Here is a 26,085-nt window from a genome sequence, read left to right on the forward strand (position 1 = left end):
TTTGAAAACCAATCACTTGAAGATAGTCAAGTTTATGATTGTATATATGCGATCAATATACGAAATAGAAAATGTTACTGAACTCGCTCAAAAACCCAAGACATATATGCATTTTCTTTTAACACAACATTAGATAAAGATTCGTGCAAACAAATAGCCATCAAAACAACTGCATTACAAAGTAGCTGTGAAATGTAATATGATTATGTATTAATAAGAAGATCTGTGAATTATTTTAATTGAAATAGTTCATAGGTCTTTTTGTGTGAAAAATTAATGAATATTTTATGTATAATAATAAAATTTGATTAGATTACAAGCGTCAATTTACTTATCTATTATTTTCAGAATTATATATCAAATTAATGGTTTATTAAATTTAACTATGCTATGATATAAGAGTTAATAATAATAAGTACAAGGGGTTTTCTAAAAGTGAGAAAACATTATAAAGTCGGTCAATTTGTGAAAGTTAAAGTGACTGGCATTCAACCTTACGGTGCCTTTGTTGAAACCCCTGATCATGTGGAAGGTCTCATTCATATTTCTGAAGTGATGAATGATTATGTTCACAACCTTAACCAGTTTTTATCGGTCGGACAGATTGTAAAAGCTAAAGTAATCAAGGTTGAAAATGATGGTAAATTAAGTTTATCTCTTAAAGAAAATGAGTATTTCAAGCGACAAGAACGTAAGAAAGAAAAGCGTTCAGTATTAGATGAAATACGAGAGACAGAAAAATATGGGTTTCTACCTTTAAAAGAAAGGTTACCTAAGTGGATCAACCAATCGAATAAGCATTTAGAAGACGATTAAATGAACTTTTAATCGTCTTTTTGTATATTTATGTTTAATCTAAAAACCTGTCCTAATATTTGTAAAAAAATAACTTGAAGTAATCTATTAAAATGTGTCATTATAGGAATGTAAGGGGTTTCTTTTTCTGCCCCGTATAAATATAGGGAGGTTTACTTTAATGATTCCATACAAACATGAACCATTTACTGATTTTACGAAAGAGGAGAATAAGGCTGCTTATTTAGAAGGTCTTAAAACTGTTGAAACTTACTTAGGTAAAGAATATCCAATTATTGTTGGAGGAGAAAGAATTTTTACTGATGATAAAACACGTTCTTATAATCCTTCAAATATTGAAGAAACTGTAGGTTTAGTTTCTAAAGCGAGTAAAGAGCACGCTGAAAAAGCAATGGAAGCAGCTAAAGAAGCTTTCAAAACATGGAGAGAAACTGATCCAAGCGTTCGTGCAGATGTACTTTTTAGAGCAGCTGCGATTACAAGACGTCGTAAACATGAATTCTCTGCATTACTTTCTAAAGAAGGTGGTAAACCTTGGAAAGAAGCCGATGCTGATACAGCTGAAGCAATCGATTTTATGGAATACTATGCTCGTCAAATGCTAGAACTAAAAGATGGTAAAAAAGTCGAGAGCCGTCCCGGCGAATATAACAAATATAATTATTTACCAATTGGTGTTAGTGTTGTTATTTCACCATGGAACTTTGCATTTGCTATCATGGCTGGTACAACTGTAGCGCCAGTAGTTACTGGTAACACAGTATTATTAAAGCCATCTTCAAAAACACCTGTTATTGCATATAAATTTATGGAAGTTCTTGAAGAAGCTGGTTTACCAAAAGGTGTAGTGAACTACATTCCTGGTTCATCAAGTGAAATTGGTGACTATTTAATCGACCATAAAGATACAAGTTTAATTTCATTTACAGGCTCAAGAGATGTAGGTGTTTCTATATATGAAAGAGCTGCAAAAGTCCAAAAAGGGCAAACACACTTAAAACGTGTTATAGCTGAAATGGGTGGAAAAGACACTATTATCGTTGATTCTGAAGGAGATTTAGATTTAGCAGCAGATTCTATCGTTCAATCTGCATTTGGATTCTCAGGACAAAAATGTTCAGCTTGTTCTCGTGTAATAGCAGTAGAAGATATTTATGATGAGTTATTAGATAAAGTAGTGGAACGTACAAATAAATTAACTGTTGGCGATTCGACAGATCATGAAAATTATATGGGACCAGTTATTGATGAGAATTCATTAAATAAAATTAAAAAGTACATAGAAATCGGTAAAAAAGAAGGTCGCATTGTTGCTGGCGGAACTACTGATGAAGAAAAAGGTCATTTTGTACATCCTACCGTAATAGCGGACTTGAAACATGATGCCAGAGTGATGCAAGAAGAAATTTTTGGTCCGGTTGTCGGATTTAGTAAAGCAAAAGATTACGATGAAGCAATTGAGTTTGCTAATGATACTGAATACGGATTAACAGGTGGCGTTATTACAAATAACAGAGATAAATTAGAACAAGCACGTCGTCAATTTTTAGTAGGTAACTTATACTTTAACAGAGGTTGTACAGGCGCAATTGTAGGCTACCAGCCATTTGGAGGATTTAAAATGTCTGGAACAGACTCTAAAGCAGGTGGTCCTGATTACTTAGTACTTCACTTACAAGGACGTACTACTTCAGAAATGTTATAATAATGATGGAAAAAAATATAAAAGCAGTAGGGCGATTTTGCTCTACTGTTTTAATAGGAGGCGTTTTAATATGACAAAATCACAAGAAATTATTGAACAAACGAATACATTTGGTGCTCCAAACTATTTACCGTTACCAATTGTTATATCAGAAGCAGAAGGTATATGGGTGAAAGATCCAGAAGGAAATCGTTATTTAGATATGTTATCAGCATATTCTGCTGTAAACCAAGGTCATCGTCATCCTAAAATCATACAAGCATTAAAAGACCAAGCAGATAGAGTAACACTTACATCACGCGCATTCCATAGTGATCAATTAGGTCCATGGTATGAAAAGATTTGTGAACTAGCAGGTAAAGAAATGGTGTTACCAATGAACACAGGTGCTGAGGCTGTTGAAACAGCCATAAAAGCAGCAAGACGTTGGGCTTATGATGTAAAAGGGGTAGAAGATAATAAAGCAGAAATAATTGCGATGAATGGAAACTTCCATGGTCGTACTATGGCTGCAGTATCATTATCTTCAGAAAAAGAATATCAAAGAGGTTACGGTCCATTACTAGGTGGATTTAAACTTGTTGACTTTGGTGATATCGAACAAATCAAATCAGCAATTACACCTAATACTGCTGCCATCTTAGTTGAGCCTATACAAGGCGAAGCGGGTATTAACGTACCAGAAGATGGATACTTAAAACAAATTAGAGAAGTTTGTGATGAAAATAATGTATTATTCATAGCTGATGAAATCCAAGCAGGATTAGGTAGAACAGGTAAATTATTCGCTACAGATTGGGATAACGTTAAACCTGATGTATATATATTAGGAAAAGCCCTTGGTGGCGGTGTATTCCCAATTTCATGTATCCTTGGTGATAAAGAAGTATTAGAAGTATTTAACCCTGGTTCTCACGGTTCTACATTCGGAGGAAATCCATTAGCATGTGCTGTTTCAAATGCAGCCTTAGATGTTATCGTGGATGAAAATTTATCTGAACGCTCACTAGAATTAGGAAATTACTTTAAGTCAGAGTTAGAAAGTATAAATCATCCTGCCATTAAAGAAGTGAGAGGTAAAGGTCTATTTATCGGTATCGAATTAACTGAAGATGCAAGACCATATTGTGAAAAATTAAAAGATTTAGGTATACTATGTAAAGAAACACATGACACTGTTATTCGTTTTGCACCACCTTTAATCATTGATAAAGAAGATTTAGATTGGGCTATTGATCAAGTGAAATCTGTTTTTAAATAAAAAAACTGATAACGTTTACAAAAAACGGTTTAAGACCTTTTAAAAATAACCAATTATGTTACAATTATTTAGAGATTAAAAGTATTTAAAAAAGAGGCGAAGAGGATCATGAGCGAAAATTTAAATTTAGTTACATCGACACAAGAAATTGTTAGTGATGCCCTTAACAAATTAGGTTTTGACGAAGGCATGTATGATTTAATTAAGGAACCACTAAGATTATTAACAGTTCGTATACCAGTTAAAATGGACGACGGGTCTGTTAAGACATTTACTGGTTATCGTGCACAACATAATGATGCAGTTGGACCAACAAAAGGTGGGGTTCGTTTCCACCCAGATGTTGATGTTGAAGAAGTAACTGCCTTATCTATGTGGATGACTTTGAAATGTGGAATTGTAGATTTACCTTACGGCGGGGGTAAAGGTGGAATTGTTTGTGACCCAAGACAAATGAGTATTCACGAAGTTGAAAGATTATCACGTGGATATGTTCGTGCCATCTCACAAATAGTTGGACCAACAAAAGATATCCCAGCACCAGACGTATTTACAAACTCACAAATTATGGCTTGGATGATGGATGAATATAGTCAAATGGACGAATTCAACTCACCAGGTTTCATTACAGGTAAACCAATCGTATTAGGAGGCTCACAAGGTCGCGATCGCTCTACTGCTCTTGGAGTGGTTATCGCAATTGAACAAGCTGCTAAAAAACGTGGTAAGACTATTGAAGACTCAAGATTTGTTATCCAAGGTTTCGGTAATGCTGGAAGTTTCTTAGCTAAATTCTTATACGATAAAGGTGCTAAAATTGTCGGTATTTCTGACGCATACGGTGCATTACATGATCCTGAAGGGTTAGATATTGATTACTTATTAGACCGTCGTGATAGTTTCGGTACAGTAACAAACTTATTTGAAGATACAATTACAAATAAAGAATTGTTTGAAATAGATTGTGATATTTTAGTACCAGCAGCGATTGCTAATCAAATCACTGAAGAAAATGCACATGATATCAAAGCTGACATTATTGTAGAAGCGGCTAACGGTCCAACTACAATGGGAGCTACTAAAATTTTAAGTGAACGTGGAATCTTACTTGTTCCTGATGTTTTAGCAAGTGCTGGTGGCGTAACAGTTTCTTACTTCGAATGGGTACAAAATAACCAAGGTTATTATTGGACAGAAGAAGAAGTAAACGAAAAATTACGTGAAAAACTAATTAAAGCATTTGATACAATTTATAATCTCTCTGAAAATAGAAAAATTGATATGCGTTTAGCTGCATATATTGTAGGAATTAAACGTACGGCAGAAGCTGCTAGATATAGAGGTTGGGCATAATATTTTATCCCACAATTTATTAGTAAATAAAAAGGCTGAGACATTTATTGGTGTCTCAGCCTTTTTTATATGCAGTGGATTAGGGAGGCTTGAAAGAGGCTAGTGTGCAAGACAAAATAGACAAGCTCATTACAAATTCTAACGTGCAAGAGTCCAGAAACAAGCCCGTTAGAGCAAAGAATATATGATTCCGCATTAATTGATTACTTATTTATTTTGCCATGCTGTATTAATAATAAATGATTTTATAAAAAATAAGCATGTCACTGTGATTACTGAGAGATTCAGTAGAGTGATATGCTTATTTAATTTAAGCTTATGTCTTATGTCTTAGTCTTACTTTAAATCTATAAAAGCTGTTTAGCTACTTTAATTTGGTGATAGACTGCTTCTTGGCCTGTAGAACCATAACTTTTTCTACGATTCAAACAGTTTTCAGGTTTTAAGTAATCGTAGACGTTATTATCTATTTTGTCATTGTAAGATTTGTAGTGTTCTAGTGGTACATCTAATAAATATTTATTATTTTGAATACACCATAATACAATTTTACCTACTATTTCATGTGCTTCTCTAAATGGTATGTTTTGTTCTACTAGATAATCTGCTAACTCAGTTGCATTAGAAAAATCTTGATGTACTGTTTCATGTAATCTTTCTTCGTTAACAGTCATTGTTGAAATCATACCTTCGAAAATTCTAAGAGAACCTTTTATAGTGTGAACGGCATCAAATAAGCCTTCTTTATCTTCTTGCATATCTTTATTATAAGCAAGTGGTAAACCTTTTAAAGTCATTAACATACTCATTAAATGACCAGTTGTTCGCCCAACTTTACCTCTAATTAATTCTGCCATATCTGGATTTTTCTTCTGTGGCATAATAGATGATCCTGTAGAGAAACTATCTGAAAGTGTAACGAAATTTGCTTCACTGCTAGACCAAAATATAATTTCTTCTGAGAATCTTGATAAATGTACCATCGTTAAAGAAATATTATGTAGTGTTTCTACGATGTAATCTCTATCGCTTACAGCATCTAAGCTGTTTTCATATAGATTATCGAACCCTAATAACTCTTGAGTACGATGTCTATCAATAGGATGTGTCGTGCCGCTTAAAGCTGCTGCACCTAGTGGACTCATATCTATACGTTTAATACTATCGTTAAAACGAGATTTATCTCTTTCTAACATCCAAAAATACGTCATAACATGATGTGCAAATGAAATAGGTTGCGCTCTTTGTAAATGCGTATATCCAGGCATTATAGTATCTACATGTTCGTCAGCGATTTTTATAATAGCTTGTTGTAAAGATTCGACTAATTCAATAATTTCATGAACATGCTGTTTTGCATAAAGGTGCATATCTGTAGCGACTTGATCATTTCTGCTTCTGCCTGTATGCAATTTACCACCAACTTGACCGATTTTCTGAATAAGCGCATGTTCAATATTGAGGTGAATATCTTCTAGAGATTCTGATAGTTCAAGGTTATCGTTGTAATAATCTTGTTGAATTTCTTTTAATCCTTGAATAATTTGCTCAGCCTCGTGTTGGTTAATAATATTTTGTTCAGCCAGCATCGTAGCATGTGCAATACTGCCTTGAATGTCTTGATCAATTAAATTTTTATCAAAATGGATAGAAGCATTGAATGCATCTACCCATGATTCGGGATTAGATTCGAATCTTCCTCCCCAAGCTTTTTTTATCATTTTAAAACACCCTCTGTTTCTAATAATGCATTTACTTTAGTTGGTAAACCAAAGATTTCTATGAAGCCAACTGCAGCTTCTTGGTTAAATGCATCTTCTTTAGTATAAGTAGCAAGTTCTTCATTATATAAACTATAAGGTGATTTACGTCCATTGACGATAACATTTCCTTTAAATAATTTAACACGAACAGTACCTGTAACTTGAGTTTGAGTTGAATCAATAAATTGTTTCAAACTTTCTGTTAAAGGTGAGAACCATAAACCATTATATATTTGTTCAGCTAATTGCTTTTCAATAACTGGTTTAAAGTGTGCAACATCTTTAGTTAAAGTAATTGTTTCTAAAGCTTTATGAGCTTCCATGATTACTTTTGCACCAGGTGTTTCATATACTTCACGAGATTTAATACCTACAAGACGATTTTCAACATGATCTATACGACCAATACCATGTAAACCAGCTATGTGATTTAATTTTAATATTAATTCATCTAATGGATATACTTGATTATTAATAGAAATTGGAAGACCATTTTCAAATACAATTTCCATTTCTTCAGCTGTATCTGGTGTATTTTCAATTGGGTTCGTTAAATCGTATGCATCTTCTGGTGGTGTAGCGAAAGGATCTTCTAAAATACCACATTCATTACTACGTCCCCATAAGTTTTGGTCTATAGAGTATGGTGAATCTAAATTAATTGGAATAGGTATGTTATGTTTTTTTGCATAATCAATTTCTTCTTCACGACTCCATGACCATTCACGAACAGGCGCTAAAACTTTAATGTGTGGCGCTAAAGCTTTAATAGCTACTTCAAAACGTACTTGGTCGTTACCTTTACCAGTACAACCATGTGCGATTGCCATTGCATCTTCTTTTAACGCAATTTCAACAAGTTTTTTTGAGATTAACGGTCTACTTAAAGCAGATACGAGCGGATAACTGCCTTCATACATAGTATTACCTTTAATTGCATACCCAACGAAATCTTCACTGAATTCTTTAGTAGCATCAATCACATAAGATTGTTCAGCACCCATATCTAAAGCTTTTTGTTGAACAAGTGCTAGATCTTTACCTTCACCAACATCTAAGCAACATGCAACGATTGTATAACCTTTCTCGATTAACCACTTAACTGCAACACTTGTATCTAAACCACCTGAATAAGCTAAAACAACTTTTTTCGACATAATTGAAAACCTCTCTTTGTATTAATATTTAATATCTTGTATATTTAATCGTTGTGTATACACTACCACATAAAAAATGTATTTTCAATAGTAATATTAAATAATTATGCATAAATAAATGTAGTGTTGCATTTCCATTGAAAGCGTATGAAAACTAGAGTAAAATAGAATTGTTGTTATTCATAAGACAAATAGGAGGATATTATGACACATATTCAATTTGATTATAAAAAAGCGTTAGCATTTTTCGGTGAGCATGAACTTGAGCAAACGCACGAAGCAGTAAAAAATATACATCATGTTATACATGATAAAACTGGTGCAGGTAGTGAATTTTTAGGTTGGGTTGACTTACCAGTCGATTATGACAAAGAAGAATTTGATAGAATTCTTAAAGCTTCTAAACGTATTAAAGAGCAATCAGATGTATTGTTAGTCATTGGAATTGGCGGTTCGTATTTAGGTGCAAGAGCTGCTGTAGAAATGTTGAATTCTACATTTGCTAATTATGAAAAAGGCGAAAATCCACAAATAATTTTTGTTGGTCATCATTTATCGTCTTCTTATGTACATGATTTAATTCAATACTTAGATGGAAAAGATTTCTCAGTAAATGTTATTTCTAAATCAGGTACAACGACTGAACCAGCTGTAGCGTTTAGAATTTTCAAGAAGCTTCTTGAAGAGAAATATGGTAAAGATGAAGCTAAAGAACGCATCTTTGCAACAACTGATAAATCTAAAGGTGCATTGAAAGATTTAGCTACTGGTGAAGGTTACGAAACATTTGTTGTTCCTGACGATGTTGGCGGTAGATATTCTGTATTAACAGCTGTTGGTTTATTACCGATTGCTGCGAGTGGTATAGACATTCAAGAAATGATGAATGGCGCGAGTGCAGCTAGAGAAGACTTATCATCTTCTGATTTAAATGAAAACATTGCATATCAATACGCTGCTATACGAAATATTTTATATGCAAAAGGTTATACAACAGAAATGTTAATCAACTATGAACCTGCATTACAATACTTCAGCGAATGGTGGAAACAATTATTCGGCGAATCTGAAGGTAAAGATTTCAAAGGTATTTATCCTTCAAGTGCAAACTTCACTTCTGATTTACACTCTTTAGGACAATATGTTCAAGAAGGGCGTCGCTTCCTATTTGAAACTGTAGTAAAAGTAGATAAACCTAAACATGATATTACAATTGAAGAAGATAAAGACGACTTAGATGGCCTTAACTTCTTAGCTGGTGAAACAGTCGATTATGTTAATACTAAAGCTTTCCAAGGTACACTATTAGCACATACTGACGGTGGGGTACCTAACTTAGTCGTAAATGTTCCGCAATTAGATGCATATACATTCGGTTATGTTGTATACTTCTTCGAATTAGCATGTGCGATGAGCGGATACTTATTAGGTGTTAATCCATTCAACCAACCAGGTGTTGAAGCATATAAACAAAATATGTTCGCTCTATTAGGAAAACCTGGATATGAAGATCTTAAAAAAGATTTAGAAGACAGATTATAATATGATGAAGAATCGTGAAAAAAGCCCCCGAATTTTATTCGGAGGGCTTTTTTTATTTTCTTAATGCAAAAATTGAAAAAATGAGGTGTATTTTTTATGAATTTGCAAAAGCCCTTAATTATTAATTATGTAGATGCTTTGAGAGGAAGAATAGATAAAATACCTGATCAACTAGAAGAGTTATATGCAATTTGGAAACAAGGTTATATAGGAGAAAAGGAATTTAGCGAGATATTAAATGAGCAAAAATCTGAGACATGGTTGCATGATTTACAATTTAAAAATTATAATCAAGTTCAGCTAGATTTTATAGTGGTTACAGATGAAGCAATTATTCAATTTGAAATTAAAAATTATACTGGGGATTACTATTATGAAAATGGTAAATTATTCAGAAGCACTGGTTACGTAGCAAAAGATTTAATTCATCAATTTGAAGTATCTGATGAAACATTAAAAAGAATAGTAAAGAAATATAAAATCGACAGAAAAGTTATAAGTTATATTGTCTTTATTAATCCAACATTCACTTTATATGGAGACTTAAGATCACGAATAAATATATTGTTGTATAGTGAATTACATAAACTGAAGAATATGTTTGGCGCAAACTTTAAATATGATGAAAATGTATGGATATGCAAAAAGTTAAAATCATTACATCAACCGTTCATTACAAGTTATTTATATTTTGAAAAGGTTGAATTCTCGAAAATTGATGGCGGGATAAAATGTATTAGCTGTAATAAGATAATAGAACCATCAGAAATTTTTAACGTTCGAAAGTATGTAAAATGTAAAGAATACGGCACTATCTCTTCAAGATATTCAATTGTTCTTCAATCTTTAAAAGAATTATATTTATTAAAAGGAGAACCATTTTCAATAAACGAAGCAGAGATATGGACTGGTCTATCAAATAGCGCAATCAAACGCATATTATATAAAAAGTTTAAAAGAATTGGTAACTATAAGAATAGTAAATACGTTGATGAAGATGCGGTCCGATAAAATAAAATTATCGAACCGTAAACACAAAATACAGGTCGATAAAATAAAATTATCGAAGCGTAAACACAAAATACAGTTCGATAAATAAAAATTATCGAACTGCAAACACAAAATATAGATCGATAAAATAAAATTATCGAACCGCAAACGCAAAACCTCTCCAAATCATAAACAAATTATCATTTCTACTGAATCGCATACCTACGACTTTTGTATGATGCCAATTTACTTTAATAAATACGAAATTATGAGTATAATTAATATAAATTTTCGGAAAGAAGTTGCGTTAAATGATATTTCAAGATATTATAAATTGGTTTAATGAGGAAAATATTACGGGATTAATTGAAACATTTAAGTCATTCGGTATATTTATAGCTTTTTTACTACCTTTTATAGAGGCCTTTATCCCATTTTTACCTATTATTTTATTTGTTATTGCAAATGTTAATGCATATGGGTTGTTAGTCGGGTTTCTCATTTCATGGGCGGGCACTGTTACTGGTAGTTATTTTGTATTCTTAATATTAAGGTTAATTTCTAAAAAGAAATTTATGAAAAAGGTAATCGAGCATAAAAAAGTCGTAAAATTTATAAAATGGATCGATAATCACGGGTTTGGTCCTTTGTTTATATTACTATGCTTTCCATTTACACCAGGTGCATTAGTAAACATGGTTAGTGCCTTTTCTAATATTAGTAAACAAGTATATTTATTAGCGCTTATTTTGTCGAAAGCAATTATGATTTTTACGTTAAGTTTTATCGGTGCAGATATAAATTCCTTTTTTGCAAGTCCTAAAAAGAGTATAATAGTATTCGTGATTATCTTTGTGCTATGGTTAGTAGGAAAATGGCTCGAAAAATACTTTGATAGTCGTCTAGACAATAGGAGTTAATTATGAGAAAGATATATGAATGGTTGATTGCGATTATAATTGCGTTTGCACTATTATTTTTAGTTAGAGCGTTTTTATTTGTTGGTTATGTCGTGAACGGTGAATCGATGGAACCAACATTTTACGATAAAGAACGTGTTATCGTAAATAAGCTTGTTAAGAACATTGGACAAATTGATAACGGTGATGTGATTGTTTTTCATGCTAATAAAAATGAAGATTACATAAAACGAGTTATTGGTTTACCAGGTGATACTGTTGAAATGAAAAATAATAAACTGTATATTAATGGTACTCAAGTAAATGAAAGTTACCTAAAAGATGGTGAAAAGACACCAAATTTCAATACTAGAACAATACAAGGTTCTAAGAGTGATGTTATTCCTAATGATGAATATTTAGTCTTAGGAGATAATCGTAATAATAGTAGAGATTCAAGAGAAATAGGCTTTGTATATGAGAAAGATATTGTTGGAAAGGTCAATTTAAGATATTATCCATTTGACCGTATAGATACAAATTTCGATAAATAACGATAATGAGGTGGCATTTTTGAAAAAAGAATTATTTGAGTGGGCTGTGGCGATAGTCGTCGCTGTTGTAGTAGTATTACTTATACAAAAGTTTTTATTCACAACATACACAGTTTCTGGTGACTCGATGTATCCAACATTAAAGAACGGTGAAAAAGTAATTGTTAATAGAATAGGGTACAAAGTAAGCGATATTGATAACGGTGACGTGATAGTATTCCATGCGAATGCGAACGATGATTACGTTAAAAGAGTTATCGGTAAACCAGGCGATACTGTAAAATACAATAATGATCAATTATATGTAAATGACAAGAAAGTTCCAGAAGAATACTTAAAAGAAAACAAAGAAAATAAATCACGAGATTTATTAACTGAAAACTTTGAAGTAAAAGACCTTGTTAATTCTAACGGTGCTAAAGAAATACCTAAGGGCAAATATCTCGTTTTAGGGGATAACCGTGAAGTAAGTAAAGATGGTCGTTCATTTGGACTTATTGATGATGACGTAATTATTGGTGAAGTATCATTGAGATTCTGGCCACTAAATCAATTCCATTACAATTTTGATCCTGCAACAGACTAAATTTTAATATATACACCTTACTTAGAAAATACGATACAAAAGTTAGAATTAGATTTTAACTTTTGAAGTATATCTCAAACTAAGTAAGGTGTTATTTTTATGTTAAAATATAACTATTAGATTAAACGAGGGAGGTCGAATAAATGCAACTTAATGTATGGACTGGCCGAAGTGGTGCCGGGAAAACACATCAGATGATAAAACAGATGACTGATGCAATGATACAAGATCCATTAGGCGATGACATTATCTTTTTAACACCTACGCAAAACACTTTTCAGTATGAACAAGCATTCGTTCGAAATCCGCAATTAAAAGGGAGTATACGAACTTCTGTATTTGGTTTTGAAAGATTAAGTTGGAGAGTATTAAGTGAAGAAGGCGGGTTAATTGAACAGCAAATTTCCGACGAAGCGTTAGCAATGCTGACTTATCACTTATTACATAAGAATAAAAAGCAACTGAACTTATATCAATCAACCATTCAACATTATGGCTTTAGTCATAAAATGATGAATGAAATTAAAGACTTTAAAAAATATAATGTTCAGCCAGAAGATATAGAATCTTATATTGAAAATGAAAAAAGTATTCCTAAGAGAATGCAAGATAAATTAAGCGATATTAAAACAATATATAAAGCATTAGAAGAACAATTAGATGGTCGTTACGTTCAAGCTGAAGATGTATTATACAAACTTATAAATAAAATCCCAGATTCAAATTATATTAAGCATGCTGATATTTATATAGATGGATTTCATAACTTTTCAACATTAGAATATAGAGTTATTGAAGCACTTGTGAAACATAGTCGTTCAGTAACAATTGGCCTCACAACAGACGGGGATAAAGATCCATTTAGCTTATTCAGAAAGACATCAGAAACACTTAGTCATATTGAAGACATCGCTAAAGGTTTAAATATAAGGATTCAGAACAAACATTTCACAACACAAGAACGTTTTAGTGAAGAAAGAGATTTAAGACATTTAGAAAATCAATTTGATGCAACATTACCAAATCAAATTGATAACGGTAATTTAAAAATTATTGAAGCTTCTAATATGCGTGATGAAGTACAATATGTAGCAAGAGAAATTTTGAGAAAGACGAGAGAAGAAGGTGTGTCTTTTAAAGATATAGCTATCCTTTATCGTGATCCTAGTTATGAACAACTCATTGAAACAGTATTGCCTCATTTTGATATCGCATATAATCATGATGCTAAAAAGAAAATGGCTTATCACCCATTTATAGAATGTTTAAGATCAATGTTAGAAGTTATTCAAAGTGGTTGGCAATTTGAACCTGTGATGAGAATGTTGAAGACTGGCATTTTAACAAGTCATATATCTGACGACTCATATTTAATTGATATACTGGAAAACTATGCTTTTGAACGAGGAATTTCAGGAAAAAGATGGACTAGTCCTGAATTTTTCACAGTTGAATCTTTTGAAAAATTAGGTAAAAAAACTTTAAAAAAAGATGGCGCGACATATTCAGAAGAAGATAAAGAAACGATTAAACGTGTTATTCATTTAAAAGAATATGTTGTAAAACAAATTGAAACATTAAATCAAACGCTTAAAGAAAGTGAAACGGTAGAAGCTTTTACAATGAGATTGTATGAAGTGCTTGAACAATTTGAGTTACCAACACATCTTATGACAATGAGAGATGAATTAGAACTTAAACAGCATTTTGAAGAAGCTGAACAAATAGACCAAGTTTGGCAAGGTACTATAAGAATATTTGATGATATTGTAGAAGTGTTAGGCGATGTGTCATTATCTCTAAATGAATTCATTGAAATATTAGATAGAGGTCTAGATGAATTAAACTTCTCAATGGTTCCTCAAACACTAGATGAAGTGACAGTAGGTAATATGGACTTAGCCAAAGTAGATAATAGCGATACTGTGTTTTTACTAGGCATGAATGATGGTGTATTACCAGCAGCTTCAAATCAAGTTATGTTGTTGACTGACGATGAGAAGAAAGCTTTAGCAGAAACAAGTGGATTAGAATTAAGCCCAACAAGTGACATTTTACAAATGGATGAAGCATTTGTTTGTTATATTGCAATGACGAGAGCAAAGCGTAATGTCGTCTTTACATATAGTTTAATGTCAGATGGTGGCGAAGTAAGAGACAAGAGTCCGTTTCTTAATACGATTCAATCACTGTTTACAGACTTAGAAGTAGAATCACTCAAAGCGAGTGTCGAAATAGAACCTATACAGTTAATGGAACATGAACACCAAAGTCAAATTCATATATTCCAACACTTAAACGATTATTTGAATGATGAAATAGTAAACGATATTTGGCTAGATGCTTTTAAAGCTGTACAAGAAATGCATCATCTAGATTCAACAATAGAATATCTAACTTCAGCATTAACTTATAAGAACGATTCTGTTCAGCTCAATACTGAAGTTTCAGAGTCATTATATGGCGAAAAAATTAACGCAAGTGTTTCTAGATTCGAATCTTACAATAATTGTCCATTCCAACATTTTGTTCTGCATGGTTTAAGATTGAACGAGCGATCTAAATATCAAATACAAAGTGTAGATATCGGGAATATTTTCCACCAAACATTGAAATACATTTCTGACGAAGTTAATGGCGATTTTAGTAAATTATCTGCACAAGCGATGACGAAATTAATCAATGAAGCAATTGATGAGAGCTTACCAAAAATTCAGTTTGATGTTTTACATCGTACAGCTCACTATCGTTATTTGAAATTGAGAATTCAAAATATCCTTAAATCAACACTTGAGGCGATGAAGTATCAAACAAGTAACTCTAAATTTAGAGCATATCAGTTTGAACTTAATTTTGGTGCGACTTCTAAACATGAACTGAAGACTACGCCTTTAAAAACTAATAGAAATATTCCAATTCAAATAAGAGGGCAAATCGACAGACTAGATGTATTCAAGAGTAGAGAACGTGATTATGTTTCAATTATTGATTACAAATCCTCTGAAACGAGCCTTGATTTAACCAAAGTATTGTATGGTAAACAAATGCAAATGTTTACTTATTTGGACGTAGTATTGCAAAATAAAGAGCTATTAAACTTAAGCGAAAATGTTTCACCTGGAGCATTGCTTTATTTCCATGTACATGAGCCTAGACTTAAAGCTACAAACTGGGGTGAAATACCTGAATTAACAGATGTTAACAAACAAACATTAGAAAAATTCAAAATGGATGGTTATGTTAATAGAAATCCAGAAGTTGTAGATGCGTTAGACAGTAAGCTATTAGACGAACTTAAATCAGATATGATACCAGTTACAAAGAAAAAAGATGGCGACTTAAATAAAAATAGTAAAGCTCTAGATGAAGAACTGTTCTATAAATTAATTAATAAAAATAGATCTAACTTCGTAGAAACTGCCTCACAGATTATGGATGGGCACACAGAAGTAGCACCGATTGAATATAGAGGAGAACTACCTTGTAGATTCTGTGAATTTAAGTCAGTTTGTCATATCGATCCTATTACGGACGCACATCAATATAGAAGAATTGATCATACTTTAAGTAAAGATGAACTTATAAATATGTTAAGAGAGGAGGAAGAAGACGAATGATATCTATTCCAAAAAAACCACGTGATGCACAATGGACTGATGATCAATGGAATGCAATATACTCTGAAGGTCAAGATATACTTGTAGCCGCTGCAGCCGGAAGCGGTAAGACAGCTGTACTTGTGGAACGCATCATTCAAAAAATCATGCGTAATAAACAAGATGTTAATAGATTGTTAGTCGTTACTTTTACAAACGCAAGTGCTAGAGAAATGAAAGCGAGAGTAAATGCCGCTATTCAAAAAGAAAGTAGCAATCATCCTGAAGATGAGCATTTAAAATCACAAAGAATTAAAATTCACCAAGCACAAATATCGACACTTCACAGCTTTTGTTTATCTCTTATTAAAGCTCATTATGATGAGATTGATATTGATCCAAACTTTAGAACAGCTAACGAAGTTGAAGGAATAGTGCTTTTAGAACAAGCGATTGATGATGTATTAGAAAGTTATTATGAAAAAAATGAACAATCATTTATAGATTTAGTTGAACATCTATCGAATGACCGTTCAGACGACCAACTGCGAACAATTGTGAAAAGTTTATATCGATTTAGCATTGCGCATGCTAAACCTTTTGAATGGTTAGATTCATTAGATGAACCATATTACAACTTAAATCAAGATCATTTATACTTTCAAATGATGGATGAAATGATAAAAAGGAAATTAAACAGTGCTAAAAATGTTCTATATCAATCTATAGATTGTTATCAAAATTTAAATGCTGTTGATGCGCACATGACATATCTTGAAGGAGAGCGTGTGTGGATTGATGAAGTAATCGAAGGTACGAAATCATTAGAGAGTATTAGCAACGATCTGAAAAAGAAAAAAATACCTATGAACTCTAGCAAAGTTAAAAAGGAAAATGAAGGCGACGAACAACTACTTGAATTAGGGAAAGATTATCATAAAAAATATATTAATGAGTTAAACGACTTGAACAATAACTATTTAAGTCGAGAAAGAGATTATTTAATCCAAGATATGCAAAGTATCGCACCTCGTGTTGAAACACTTGCTGAAGTGACTAAAGATATTATTCGATACTTTAGAAAACTGAAACAAAATAAACGTATTATAGATTTTTCAGATTATGAACATTTAGCGTTAGATATTTTAACAAATGAAAATGGAGAACCTTCTGAAATAGCTCTACAATACAGAGAACATTTCGAGGAAATACTTGTCGATGAATATCAAGATACGAATAGAGTACAAGAAGCTATCATTAATTGTATAAAAACAGGTGACGAATCCAATGGTAATTTATTTATGGTTGGTGACGTTAAACAATCAATTTATAAATTCAGACAAGCAGAACCTGAGTTGTTTATAGAAAAATATAAACGCTTCACTTCTGATGGAAATGAAACTGGAAAAGTTATAGATTTATCTAAAAACTTTAGGTCTAGAAGAGAAGTGTTAGATAATACCAATTTTATCTTCTCTCATATGATGGACGAAGAAGTTGGGGAAATAGAATATAACAATGAAGCTAAACTTTATTATGGTGCAGATTATGACGAGCAAGAAATACCATTAGAAATGGATATTTTAGTTGAAGAATCCTTTGAAGAAACAGATAATAATTTAATTGAAGCTAAACATGTAGTAGAAAAAGTCCAATATATATTGGAAAATAAAAGCGTATATGATAGGAAAATGAAAGAATATAGACCGGCAACTTATAAAGACATCGTCATATTAGAACGTGGTTACGGAAATGCTATGCATTTACAACAAGTGTTTAAAGACGCTAATGTTCCATTTTATGTTCAAACTAAAGAAGGTTATTTTGAACAAAATGAAGTTAGATTAATGCTTTCGTTCTTAAGAGTTATCGATAACCCGTTACAAGATAAATATTTAGTCGGACTTATGCGTTCTGTTGCTTTTCAATTTAAAGAAGATGAATTAGCAGAAATAAGAAATAAAGCACCACAAGAAGTCTATTATCTAGATTCTATACATCAGTATGTTAAGCACCCAGAAGCAGACGAGCAACTTGTAGAAAAACTCAATCAATTTTTATCTCAGCTTAAAGGTTACCAAACGTTAAGTAAGTCTATACCTGTGTGGCAATTATTAGATCAGTTATATAACGATTATTATTTGATAGCATATTATAGTGGTCTAACAGGTGGAGTTCAGCGTAGACAGAACTTATACGGTTTACTGAATAAAGCGGTACAATTTGAAGCTTCAAGTCTTAGAGGAATATTCCAGTTTATTCGTTTTATTGATGAACTAATTGAACGTGGACAAGATTTTGGCCAAGAGAGTGTTATCGGTCCTAACGACGATGTTGTAAGGATGATGACAATTCATAGTAGTAAAGGGTTAGAATTTCCATTTGTTATTTATTCAGGTACTAAAAGAGAGTTTAATCGTAAAGACTTAAGTAAGCCCGTTATATTAAACAATCGATATGGTATGGCGTTAAATTACTATGATATTGAGAATGAAATAATCTATCCATCACTCGCTTCGATTATTTTCAAAAACATTAATGAAACTGAAATGATTTCAGAAGAAATGAGATTAATTTATGTTGCATTAACGAGAGCGAAAGAAAGTCTATATTTAATTGGTCGCGTTAAAAATGAAGAAGCAATAGATAAGTTAGGTCTTATTCAAGCGAACCAACATGGTATGTTGGACCCTGGCTACAGAATGAGCGCTAAATCTCCATTTGATCTAATTGGTACAATACTAGCAAAGTCAAAACAAAAAGGCCTATCTAATGCCATTCCATTTACAACTGATCAAAGTGAAAAATTTAATATAAACATCATTAAAGAAGAAGATGTAGACGAAGACATTGCAGATGAAGATAAACCAACATTAGAAAACTTATTAAACTATAGACCTTCAGATAAGAAGGACCAAATATTAGAACAAATTAGTTATGAATATCCAAATAAAGATTTATTAAATATTGCCGCTAAACAGTCAGTTTCTGAAATAAAGCGTCAAAAAGAAACAGAGGAAGCGGGGACCGACTATCAAATTGTAAGACAATATCAAGTTGGTGTTAGGTCTTATGATCGACCTAAATTCTTATCAAAAGAAAAACGGGATAGTGCTGAAATTGGTACATTAATGCATGCAGTAATGCAACATCTTCCACTTCAAAAAGGTGGTTTAAAAGAGGATGAAATAAAACCATTTGTACAATCATTAATTGATCAAGGAGTGCTACCAGAAGATGCAATCGGTGATTTAAGGTTAGATCTTGTTCATGCATTTACACATTCCAATTTATATGAATGTTTAGTAGATGCAGATAAAGTTATAAGAGAAGTACCATTTGTAGTTGGCCAAAATGATATTGATCAAGATGTTAAGTTAAATATTAAACAAGATGATAATAAACCAATTATCCAAGGGATGATAGACTGTATTTTTATCAAAGATGGGAAAGTTTCATTTATAGACTATAAGACAGATGCATTTATTGTACGTCGAGGAAAAACTAAAGAAGAAGTAGCAGAAACAATGATGAAGAAATATGAAGTACAAATGCAATACTATAAAAAAACATTAGAAACAATTTTACAACAACCTGTTGAAGGATATTTATATTTCTTCCAATATGGTACGAAACACATCAAGGAGAGCAATTAATGGCGAAAGAAAGAATATTTAGTATAGATGCGTTGAGAGGTTTTAGCTTACTAGGGATTATATTAATGAACATTTTAACATTTGCATATCCTTATCAAGTGATTAATCCATTTGAGTTTTTCCAACATCAAGACGGGGCTTTGTTTAAAGTAAGTTCATTATTTATTATTGCTTCATTTTATCCAATATTTGCGTTTTTATTTGGATATGGTTTATCAATTATGTACGATAATAGTATAAAAAGAAATATTGATTATTATCCAATGATTATAAGAAGATTACTATTCTTACTGTTGCTAGGTGTTATTCATGGTATTTTTCTATTCTATGGAGACATACTCGCAACATATGCTTTACTTGGTTTTATAGCGATTATATTTGTTAGACTAAAACCAAGTTATTCATTAGTAGGATTATCAATAGGTTTTGGCATACTTGCGCTATTGTATATCTTACCTATGGTGTTATTGCAAGATGTTGCAGAACTAGAAAATTTTGTTGGTTTACAAGAATTAGAACGTGTAAATAACATATTAATAAGTAGTGATTATTTATCAATTATGGGATTTAATTTAAAATATTTTGGTATGAATATTTTAAATGTTATTTTAGTAGGACCTTTTAGTATTTTACCTATAATGCTATTTGGTATTTATGCACATAAGAGTAATTGGTTTAACAAAATTACACAACATAAAAATCTCTATATTATCGTAGGAATAGTGGTATTTATTTTAGGACTATGTGTTAAAATGATTCAAATTATGCTTGCTGGTTCAACGATTTCACAATTAATCAGTCAAATGTTAGGTGGACCGATTGTAGCATTGAGTTATATTATCTTCTTCGTATTATTGTGTGAAGATAAAACAGTTCGGAAAATATTATCACCACTTCAAAATATAGGTAAATTAAGTTTAACAACTTATATTACACAAAGTATTATTTGTATGTTTATATTTTATGGCATTGGTTTTAGTTTATACGGTAAATTATCAGTATCTACAATTTATCTGATTGCACTAGCTATATTCGCTGTACAATTGGTTGCAAGTTACTTTTATTTAAAAAAATTCAAGCAAGGACCAATTGAAAAAGTATGGAGAAAAGTAACATATTTAAAATAATAGTTTGAAAATAATGCGATTTATCAAAAAATTCGGTATAATGGGTCACAAGAACAAGAAGGAGCTGACAGAGTGGATGAAATTTTTAACTTTTAAATATAACGATATTACTTCATATGGTGTTAAAGTAAAAAGAGAAGATGCAGTATGGGATTTACGCAAGGTGTTCCAAGACTTTGGAGAAGAAAAATTTAATCCAAAAACATTATTAGAAGGCTTACAAGAAAATGTTAATGTTGATTTTCAAGAAGCGGTAAGAAAAGCTGTAGTTAATGTAGAAGAAACTGCTCAAAAAGCCGATTATAAATATAGCTTTGAAGACATTGAGTTTTTACCACCCGTTACGCCAACAAATAATGTGATTGCTTTCGGACGTAATTACAAAAAACACGCTGAAGAATTAAATAATGAAGTAAATAGATTATATGTATTTACTAAAGCAGCATCATCATTAACTGGTGATAATGCAACAATTCCAAATCACCAAGATGTAACAGAAAAATTAGATTACGAAGGTGAACTAGGAGTTGTAATAGGTAAATCAGGAGAAAAAATACCACGCGGTTTAGCATTAGACTACGTATATGGTTATACGATTATTAATGATATTACTGATAGGAAAGCTCAAAAAGAACACGATCAAGCATTCTTATCTAAATCATTAACAGGCGGTTGCCCAATGGGTCCATATATCGTAACTAAAGATGAGTTACCAATGCCAGAAGAAGTAAACATTGTTACGAAAGTAAATAATGAAATTAGACAAGACGGCAATACAAATGAAATGATTTTAAAAATTGACGAATTAATCGCAGAAATTTCTAAATATGTTGCGTTACATCCTGGAGACATTATTGCTACAGGAACGCCAGCAGGTGTTGGCGCTGGTATGAATCCGCCACAATTCTTACAACCAGGTGATGAAGTAAAAGTAACGATTGATGGTATCGGTACTTTAACAACATTTATAAGCGAAAAATAATTTATAAATACTGAAATAGAGTCTGGGACATAATTAATGTCTCAGGCTCTTATTATTTATAATGGTAATCGAAATTTTAAAGATTTTTATTAAATTCGAATTTCATGAAATTTAATTTTGTATAAAATGTGAATTATAAGTGAAATTTAAATAAGGACGCTAAATTTTAGATGTTTCTTTTAGTTCCTATGTTATAATGCTTATTGGAATCGAAATATTAATATTTAGGGGGAACTTAAATTGACACATTTCCATATTTTTAGTTGGTTAGTAACAATTATTTTATTCTTCGTAGTCTATGTTAAAGTTACAAATAAACCAGTTCATATGGTCTTAAGATTGTTTATGGTATTTACACTTGTTTCTGGTGTTGTATTATTTATACAAGCTATGGGTATCGATGGCATGCTATACGGTATTAAATTATTATTAGGACTTATCGTAATAGGCTTAATCGAAATGACTATTGCTAAAAAGAAAAAGAACAAAAACAGTCAAGGTTTCTTAATAGCCACAATTATCGCTATGGTACTTACAATTCTACTTGGTAGTTACTTACCAATGGGCGTATTACATTTCGGATAATTTTATTTAAAAGATTGCTAGTTACTAGCAATCTTTTTTTATGACAATTTCATGATGGGCTATCAGTAAAGTAAACGTTTTAGTATAATAGAGATAATTGGGTAATAAAGAGGGTTGAGTATATGAAAAAATGGACAAAGTTAGTTTTAAGTGTCATGTTAATGGCGCCAATTTTTAGTGGATATGCTTTTGCTGAAGAAGAAGAATATGAAGATGTAAAATATCCTAGAATATATAGTTTAGTCGTAGATAGATTTATGAACGGCAACAATGAGAATAATAAAATGATAAAGAATAATGATAAATCTAACGATCTTCCTTTAGGTGGGGACTTTCAAGGAATATCGTCTAAACTAGAATATATACATGATATGGGATTTAATACGATACATATATCGCCAGTATTTGAACACGATAAAAATGACTTTTTAGGTTATAAAGTAAAGAACTATGATGGTATTGATAAAGTGTTAGGTGGGGAGAAAGCCTTTAAATCACTAATCGATAAAATACATCAAAAAGATATGGAAATTGTAGTAGACATGCCTGTTACTTATACGTCAGAATTCAATAAATCTATTGATGGCGATTTAAATAATATACAAAAATCATATTTCAAAGATGATAAATTTATAGATTTAAAAGATTCTGAAAACCAAGGACTGTATAAAGCAAAAGTAGAATCTTTTGTTGAAGAATATCAAGTTGATGGGGTATCTATGAATATTGTTCAAGATGGTATAGATGCAGAAGAGTTTATACCTGAAGGTGTTGAATCTTACGGTATTATCAATAAAGACGGTATAAAAGCTAACAATTTTACACATTTATCATCAAATAACATGAGAACCTCTTTGCAAGACGCTTTTAAAAATGTAAATACTGATATACCTACATATAATAAAAGTAATGAAGTACTAATGGCAGATACTTGGTTCACAGAACGGTTTACTAAACATGCAGCTGATGAAAATATGTTCCCGGGCACACGTATAAAACAATTAATGACTTATATGTGGGGATATAAAGGCCCAATTATGATGAATTACGGGACTGAAATAGCTGCAAACGGTAGTAAAATAGAAACAATCAACCAACTGCAGAACTTTAGAACGGATAAAGAAGTAGTAGAATACTTAGAAAAGGTTTCAAATACTTTTAAACAATATCAAGAATTATTTGAAGGAACAGTTAAAGTATTACCTCATGATAAAGGAACGATGTTGTATTATTATGATACAAATACAATAGATTATATTCTTAATGTTAATGACTCAAGCAAATCTAAAAAAGTAACAATATCAGGAGAAGATATTGAAAAAAATAAAATGCTTTCTGGATTAATTGTAGGAGATAATATTAAGAAGAAAAACAATGAATATAATTTGATAACTGATCGTGAAGAAACAGAATTATACGCGATAATAAAAGAGCGAGGTTTAAATAACACTTACTTCGTAGCTGCAATAATGGTTGTCGTATTATTTGGTTTATTTATATATTTAGTATCCCGAAAAAGTAAAAAACAAAAAATGAATAAATAAATTTAATAAGAAAAAGGACCTTTACGTTTGCAAATCCAAACGAAAAGGTCCTTTTTAATGTATATATTTGTATGTATTGAATAACGAGGTAAAAAGTCGGGTGATGTTGTGAACGAAGTATAAGGTAGGGCGTAGTTATGGTGTTGTTGTGATATTATTGTTGACACGTTTGGCAAGAAGTGACAATAAGAGTGTCGTTGTTGACACGTTTGATGAGAAAAGGCAATAAGAGTATCGTTGTTGACACGTTTAGCTAGAAAAGGCAATAAGAGTATCGTTGTTGACACGTTTAGCTAGAAAAGACAATAAGAGTACTCGAATATTGCGAGACGCGGCTCACGTGCAACATAATGCCTCTGAATATTGCAAGACGTGGCTCACGTGCAACATAACGCCTCTGAATATTGCAAGACGTGGCTCACGTGCAACATAATGCCCTCGAATATTGCAAGACGCGCTCCACGTGCAATATATAGTCCATATTATAAGCGATTTATATCCCGACTCAAATATATAACCACATCGCTATAATATAAAAACCCCACTAAAGTGCAGTTATACTAACTTTAGTGGGGGATAACTTGTTTATTTAAATTTACTTAATCATCATATGCTCGATTATTTCACACTAGTTACTTATTTATTTTGTGCTTTGTATCCTATCATATTCACGATATCTTTTGGACTAGAGAAAGGCGGGGCATATGCAATTTCAATTTCTTTTAATTCATCTACTGTTAAACCACCGATAATAGCTGTTGAGAGAATATCGATTCGTTTATCGGCTCCGTCTTTACCAACCGCACAAGCTCTTAATATTTTACGAGTTTCTTTATCGAAATAAACGCGCAATGTTAGTGGTTCAGCATTTGGGTAATATCCTGCATGCTGTTTTTGAGTTTGTTCTACTACTGAATAATCGTATTGTTTTAATTCCGCTTCAGTAACACCAACACTTGCTAACGCATAATTAAAGAAGCGAACGATATTCGTACCTAAAAGGCCTTTAAATGAAGCTCTATCATTCTGGTTATTAATTTGTAAGTTTTCAGCAATTAATCCTGCCGCTCTATGCGCGCCCCATGCTAATGTGATGCTTGTACGTTTTTTAGTATGGCGATAAAATGTTTCGATGACATCACCAAGCGCATATACATCTTGAACATTTGTTTCGAAAAATTCATTTACTGGAATATATCCTTTATCGTTTAATTGAACTGAGGAGGACTGTAACCAGTCGCTATTAGGTTTAATACCAACTCCAGCAATGATTAAATCGTATTCTTCTACTTTTCCAGATTTAAATGATACCGTACGATCTTCTACATTTGTTACTTCTTCATTTAAACGGTAATTGATAGCGCGATCTTCAATTTCATCAAATATAGATTGGTTCAAGTCTTTATCCATACTTTTATTAATATGGTCGCTTCTGTGAATCCAAGTAACATCAATACCTCTGTAATAAAGATTTTCTAATATTTCTAAACTGACATAACCTGCACCAATTATAAGAGCAGATTGAACATTTTTTTCTTCTATAAATTGTTCTATTTTATCAGTGTCTACTAAATTTCTTAACGTAAATAATCTATCAGATTGAACAGGTAGTTGATTAGCTCTACATCCCGGACTTAATATAAGCTGGTCATATTTATCTTCGAATGTTTCGCCTGTTTCATGATTTTTAATCGTAATTGTTTTTTCTTTATCATTTAAAGCAATGGCTTCATGAAAAGTTTTTACGGTTATATTTTTCTTTTCTTTGAATTGTTCTGGTGTTGCAGATAACATGTAATCTCTATCTTCAACGACTTGACCTAAATAATAAGGTAATCCGCAATTAGCGAAGCTCATGTCTCTATCTTTTTCGTATACGACGATTTCACTTTCATTATCAAGTCTTCTAATTTGTGATGCGACAGTTGCGCCACCAGCAACAGCACCTATAACTATAATTTTATTCATG

At 31.8% G+C, this 26,085-nt stretch carries 18 protein-coding genes; 15 read left to right on the plus strand and 3 right to left on the minus strand.

Annotated elements, in window-relative coordinates:
• The first annotated feature begins 435 nt into the window (after positions 1 to 435).
• The 4 genes from ygs (at position 436) to ACO6VN_RS03125 (ending at position 5,135) form a co-directional block, all read left to right on the plus strand.
• Positions 436 to 816: a S1 domain-containing post-transcriptional regulator Ygs gene (gene ygs, locus ACO6VN_RS03110; protein ID WP_017000055.1), complete on the plus strand. Its 381-nt coding sequence runs from the start codon at positions 436 to 438 to the stop codon at positions 814 to 816.
• 160 nt (positions 817 to 976) lie between these two features.
• Positions 977 to 2,521 (plus strand): L-glutamate gamma-semialdehyde dehydrogenase, encoded by a 1,545-nt coding sequence (gene pruA, locus ACO6VN_RS03115; RefSeq protein WP_422404215.1) that lies wholly within the window; start codon positions 977 to 979, stop codon positions 2,519 to 2,521.
• A 70-nt stretch (positions 2,522 to 2,591) separates the two neighbouring features.
• On the plus strand, positions 2,592 to 3,782 hold the full coding sequence (locus ACO6VN_RS03120) for an ornithine--oxo-acid transaminase (RefSeq protein ID WP_017000057.1): 1,191 nt from the start codon (positions 2,592 to 2,594) through the stop codon (positions 3,780 to 3,782).
• 108 nt (positions 3,783 to 3,890) lie between these two features.
• A complete protein-coding gene (locus ACO6VN_RS03125) occupies positions 3,891 to 5,135 on the plus strand; it encodes a Glu/Leu/Phe/Val family dehydrogenase (protein WP_017000058.1) in 1,245 nt (414 codons plus the stop codon).
• A gap of 347 nt (positions 5,136 to 5,482) precedes the next feature.
• Here ACO6VN_RS03125 and argH read toward each other — a convergent pair whose 3' ends face one another.
• Both argH and ACO6VN_RS03135 read right to left on the minus strand, forming a co-directional pair.
• On the minus strand, positions 5,483 to 6,856 hold the full coding sequence (gene argH, locus ACO6VN_RS03130; protein ID WP_064205100.1) for an argininosuccinate lyase: 1,374 nt from the start codon (positions 6,854 to 6,856) through the stop codon (positions 5,483 to 5,485).
• Positions 6,853 to 8,055 (minus strand): argininosuccinate synthase, encoded by a 1,203-nt coding sequence (locus ACO6VN_RS03135; RefSeq protein WP_017000060.1) that lies wholly within the window; start codon positions 8,053 to 8,055, stop codon positions 6,853 to 6,855. Before ACO6VN_RS03135 ends, argH begins: the two co-directional genes overlap by 4 nt.
• Before the next feature lie 204 nt (positions 8,056 to 8,259).
• Between ACO6VN_RS03135 and ACO6VN_RS03140 the strand changes: the two genes are divergently transcribed.
• From ACO6VN_RS03140 to ACO6VN_RS03190, 11 genes are all read left to right on the plus strand, one after another.
• Positions 8,260 to 9,597, plus strand: coding sequence for a glucose-6-phosphate isomerase (locus ACO6VN_RS03140; RefSeq protein WP_216683301.1), 1,338 nt, complete (start codon positions 8,260 to 8,262; stop codon positions 9,595 to 9,597).
• A gap of 96 nt (positions 9,598 to 9,693) precedes the next feature.
• On the plus strand, positions 9,694 to 10,608 hold the full coding sequence (locus ACO6VN_RS03145) for a nuclease-related domain-containing protein (protein WP_422404216.1): 915 nt from the start codon (positions 9,694 to 9,696) through the stop codon (positions 10,606 to 10,608).
• A 290-nt stretch (positions 10,609 to 10,898) separates the two neighbouring features.
• The gene (locus ACO6VN_RS03150) at positions 10,899 to 11,507 is read left to right on the plus strand and encodes a TVP38/TMEM64 family protein (RefSeq protein WP_016999932.1); all 609 of its coding nucleotides are present in this window, start codon (positions 10,899 to 10,901) and stop codon (positions 11,505 to 11,507) included.
• A 2-nt stretch (positions 11,508 to 11,509) separates the two neighbouring features.
• Positions 11,510 to 12,040 (plus strand): signal peptidase I, encoded by a 531-nt coding sequence (gene lepB / locus ACO6VN_RS03155; protein ID WP_082892517.1) that lies wholly within the window; start codon positions 11,510 to 11,512, stop codon positions 12,038 to 12,040.
• 19 nt (positions 12,041 to 12,059) lie between these two features.
• On the plus strand, positions 12,060 to 12,626 hold the full coding sequence (lepB, locus tag ACO6VN_RS03160; protein WP_016999934.1) for a signal peptidase I: 567 nt from the start codon (positions 12,060 to 12,062) through the stop codon (positions 12,624 to 12,626).
• Between the two features lie 143 nt (positions 12,627 to 12,769).
• The gene (addB, locus tag ACO6VN_RS03165) at positions 12,770 to 16,243 is read left to right on the plus strand and encodes a helicase-exonuclease AddAB subunit AddB (protein WP_422404217.1); all 3,474 of its coding nucleotides are present in this window, start codon (positions 12,770 to 12,772) and stop codon (positions 16,241 to 16,243) included.
• Complete coding sequence (gene addA / locus ACO6VN_RS03170) at positions 16,243 to 19,878, plus strand: helicase-exonuclease AddAB subunit AddA (protein ID WP_422404402.1); 3,636 nt, start codon at positions 16,243 to 16,245, stop codon at positions 19,876 to 19,878. Before addB ends, addA begins: the two co-directional genes overlap by 1 nt.
• On the plus strand, positions 19,878 to 21,005 hold the full coding sequence (locus ACO6VN_RS03175; RefSeq protein WP_147640929.1) for a DUF418 domain-containing protein: 1,128 nt from the start codon (positions 19,878 to 19,880) through the stop codon (positions 21,003 to 21,005). Before addA ends, ACO6VN_RS03175 begins: the two co-directional genes overlap by 1 nt.
• A 76-nt stretch (positions 21,006 to 21,081) precedes the next feature.
• Complete coding sequence (locus tag ACO6VN_RS03180; RefSeq protein ID WP_194200943.1) at positions 21,082 to 21,987, plus strand: fumarylacetoacetate hydrolase family protein; 906 nt, start codon at positions 21,082 to 21,084, stop codon at positions 21,985 to 21,987.
• 240 nt (positions 21,988 to 22,227) lie between these two features.
• Positions 22,228 to 22,572 (plus strand): YisL family protein, encoded by a 345-nt coding sequence (locus ACO6VN_RS03185; protein ID WP_016999939.1) that lies wholly within the window; start codon positions 22,228 to 22,230, stop codon positions 22,570 to 22,572.
• Between the two features lie 122 nt (positions 22,573 to 22,694).
• Positions 22,695 to 24,116: an alpha-amylase family protein gene (locus tag ACO6VN_RS03190; RefSeq protein ID WP_194200942.1), complete on the plus strand. Its 1,422-nt coding sequence runs from the start codon at positions 22,695 to 22,697 to the stop codon at positions 24,114 to 24,116.
• Positions 24,117 to 24,752: 636 nt separating this feature from the next.
• Here ACO6VN_RS03190 and ACO6VN_RS03195 read toward each other — a convergent pair.
• Positions 24,753 to 26,084 (minus strand): CoA-disulfide reductase, encoded by a 1,332-nt coding sequence (locus tag ACO6VN_RS03195; RefSeq protein ID WP_422404218.1) that lies wholly within the window; start codon positions 26,082 to 26,084, stop codon positions 24,753 to 24,755.
• Position 26,085 lies beyond the last annotated feature (1 nt).

Source organism: Mammaliicoccus sp. JADD-157, from assembly GCF_049310805.1.
Classification (GTDB): Bacteria; Bacillota; Bacilli; order Staphylococcales; family Staphylococcaceae; genus Mammaliicoccus; species Mammaliicoccus lentus.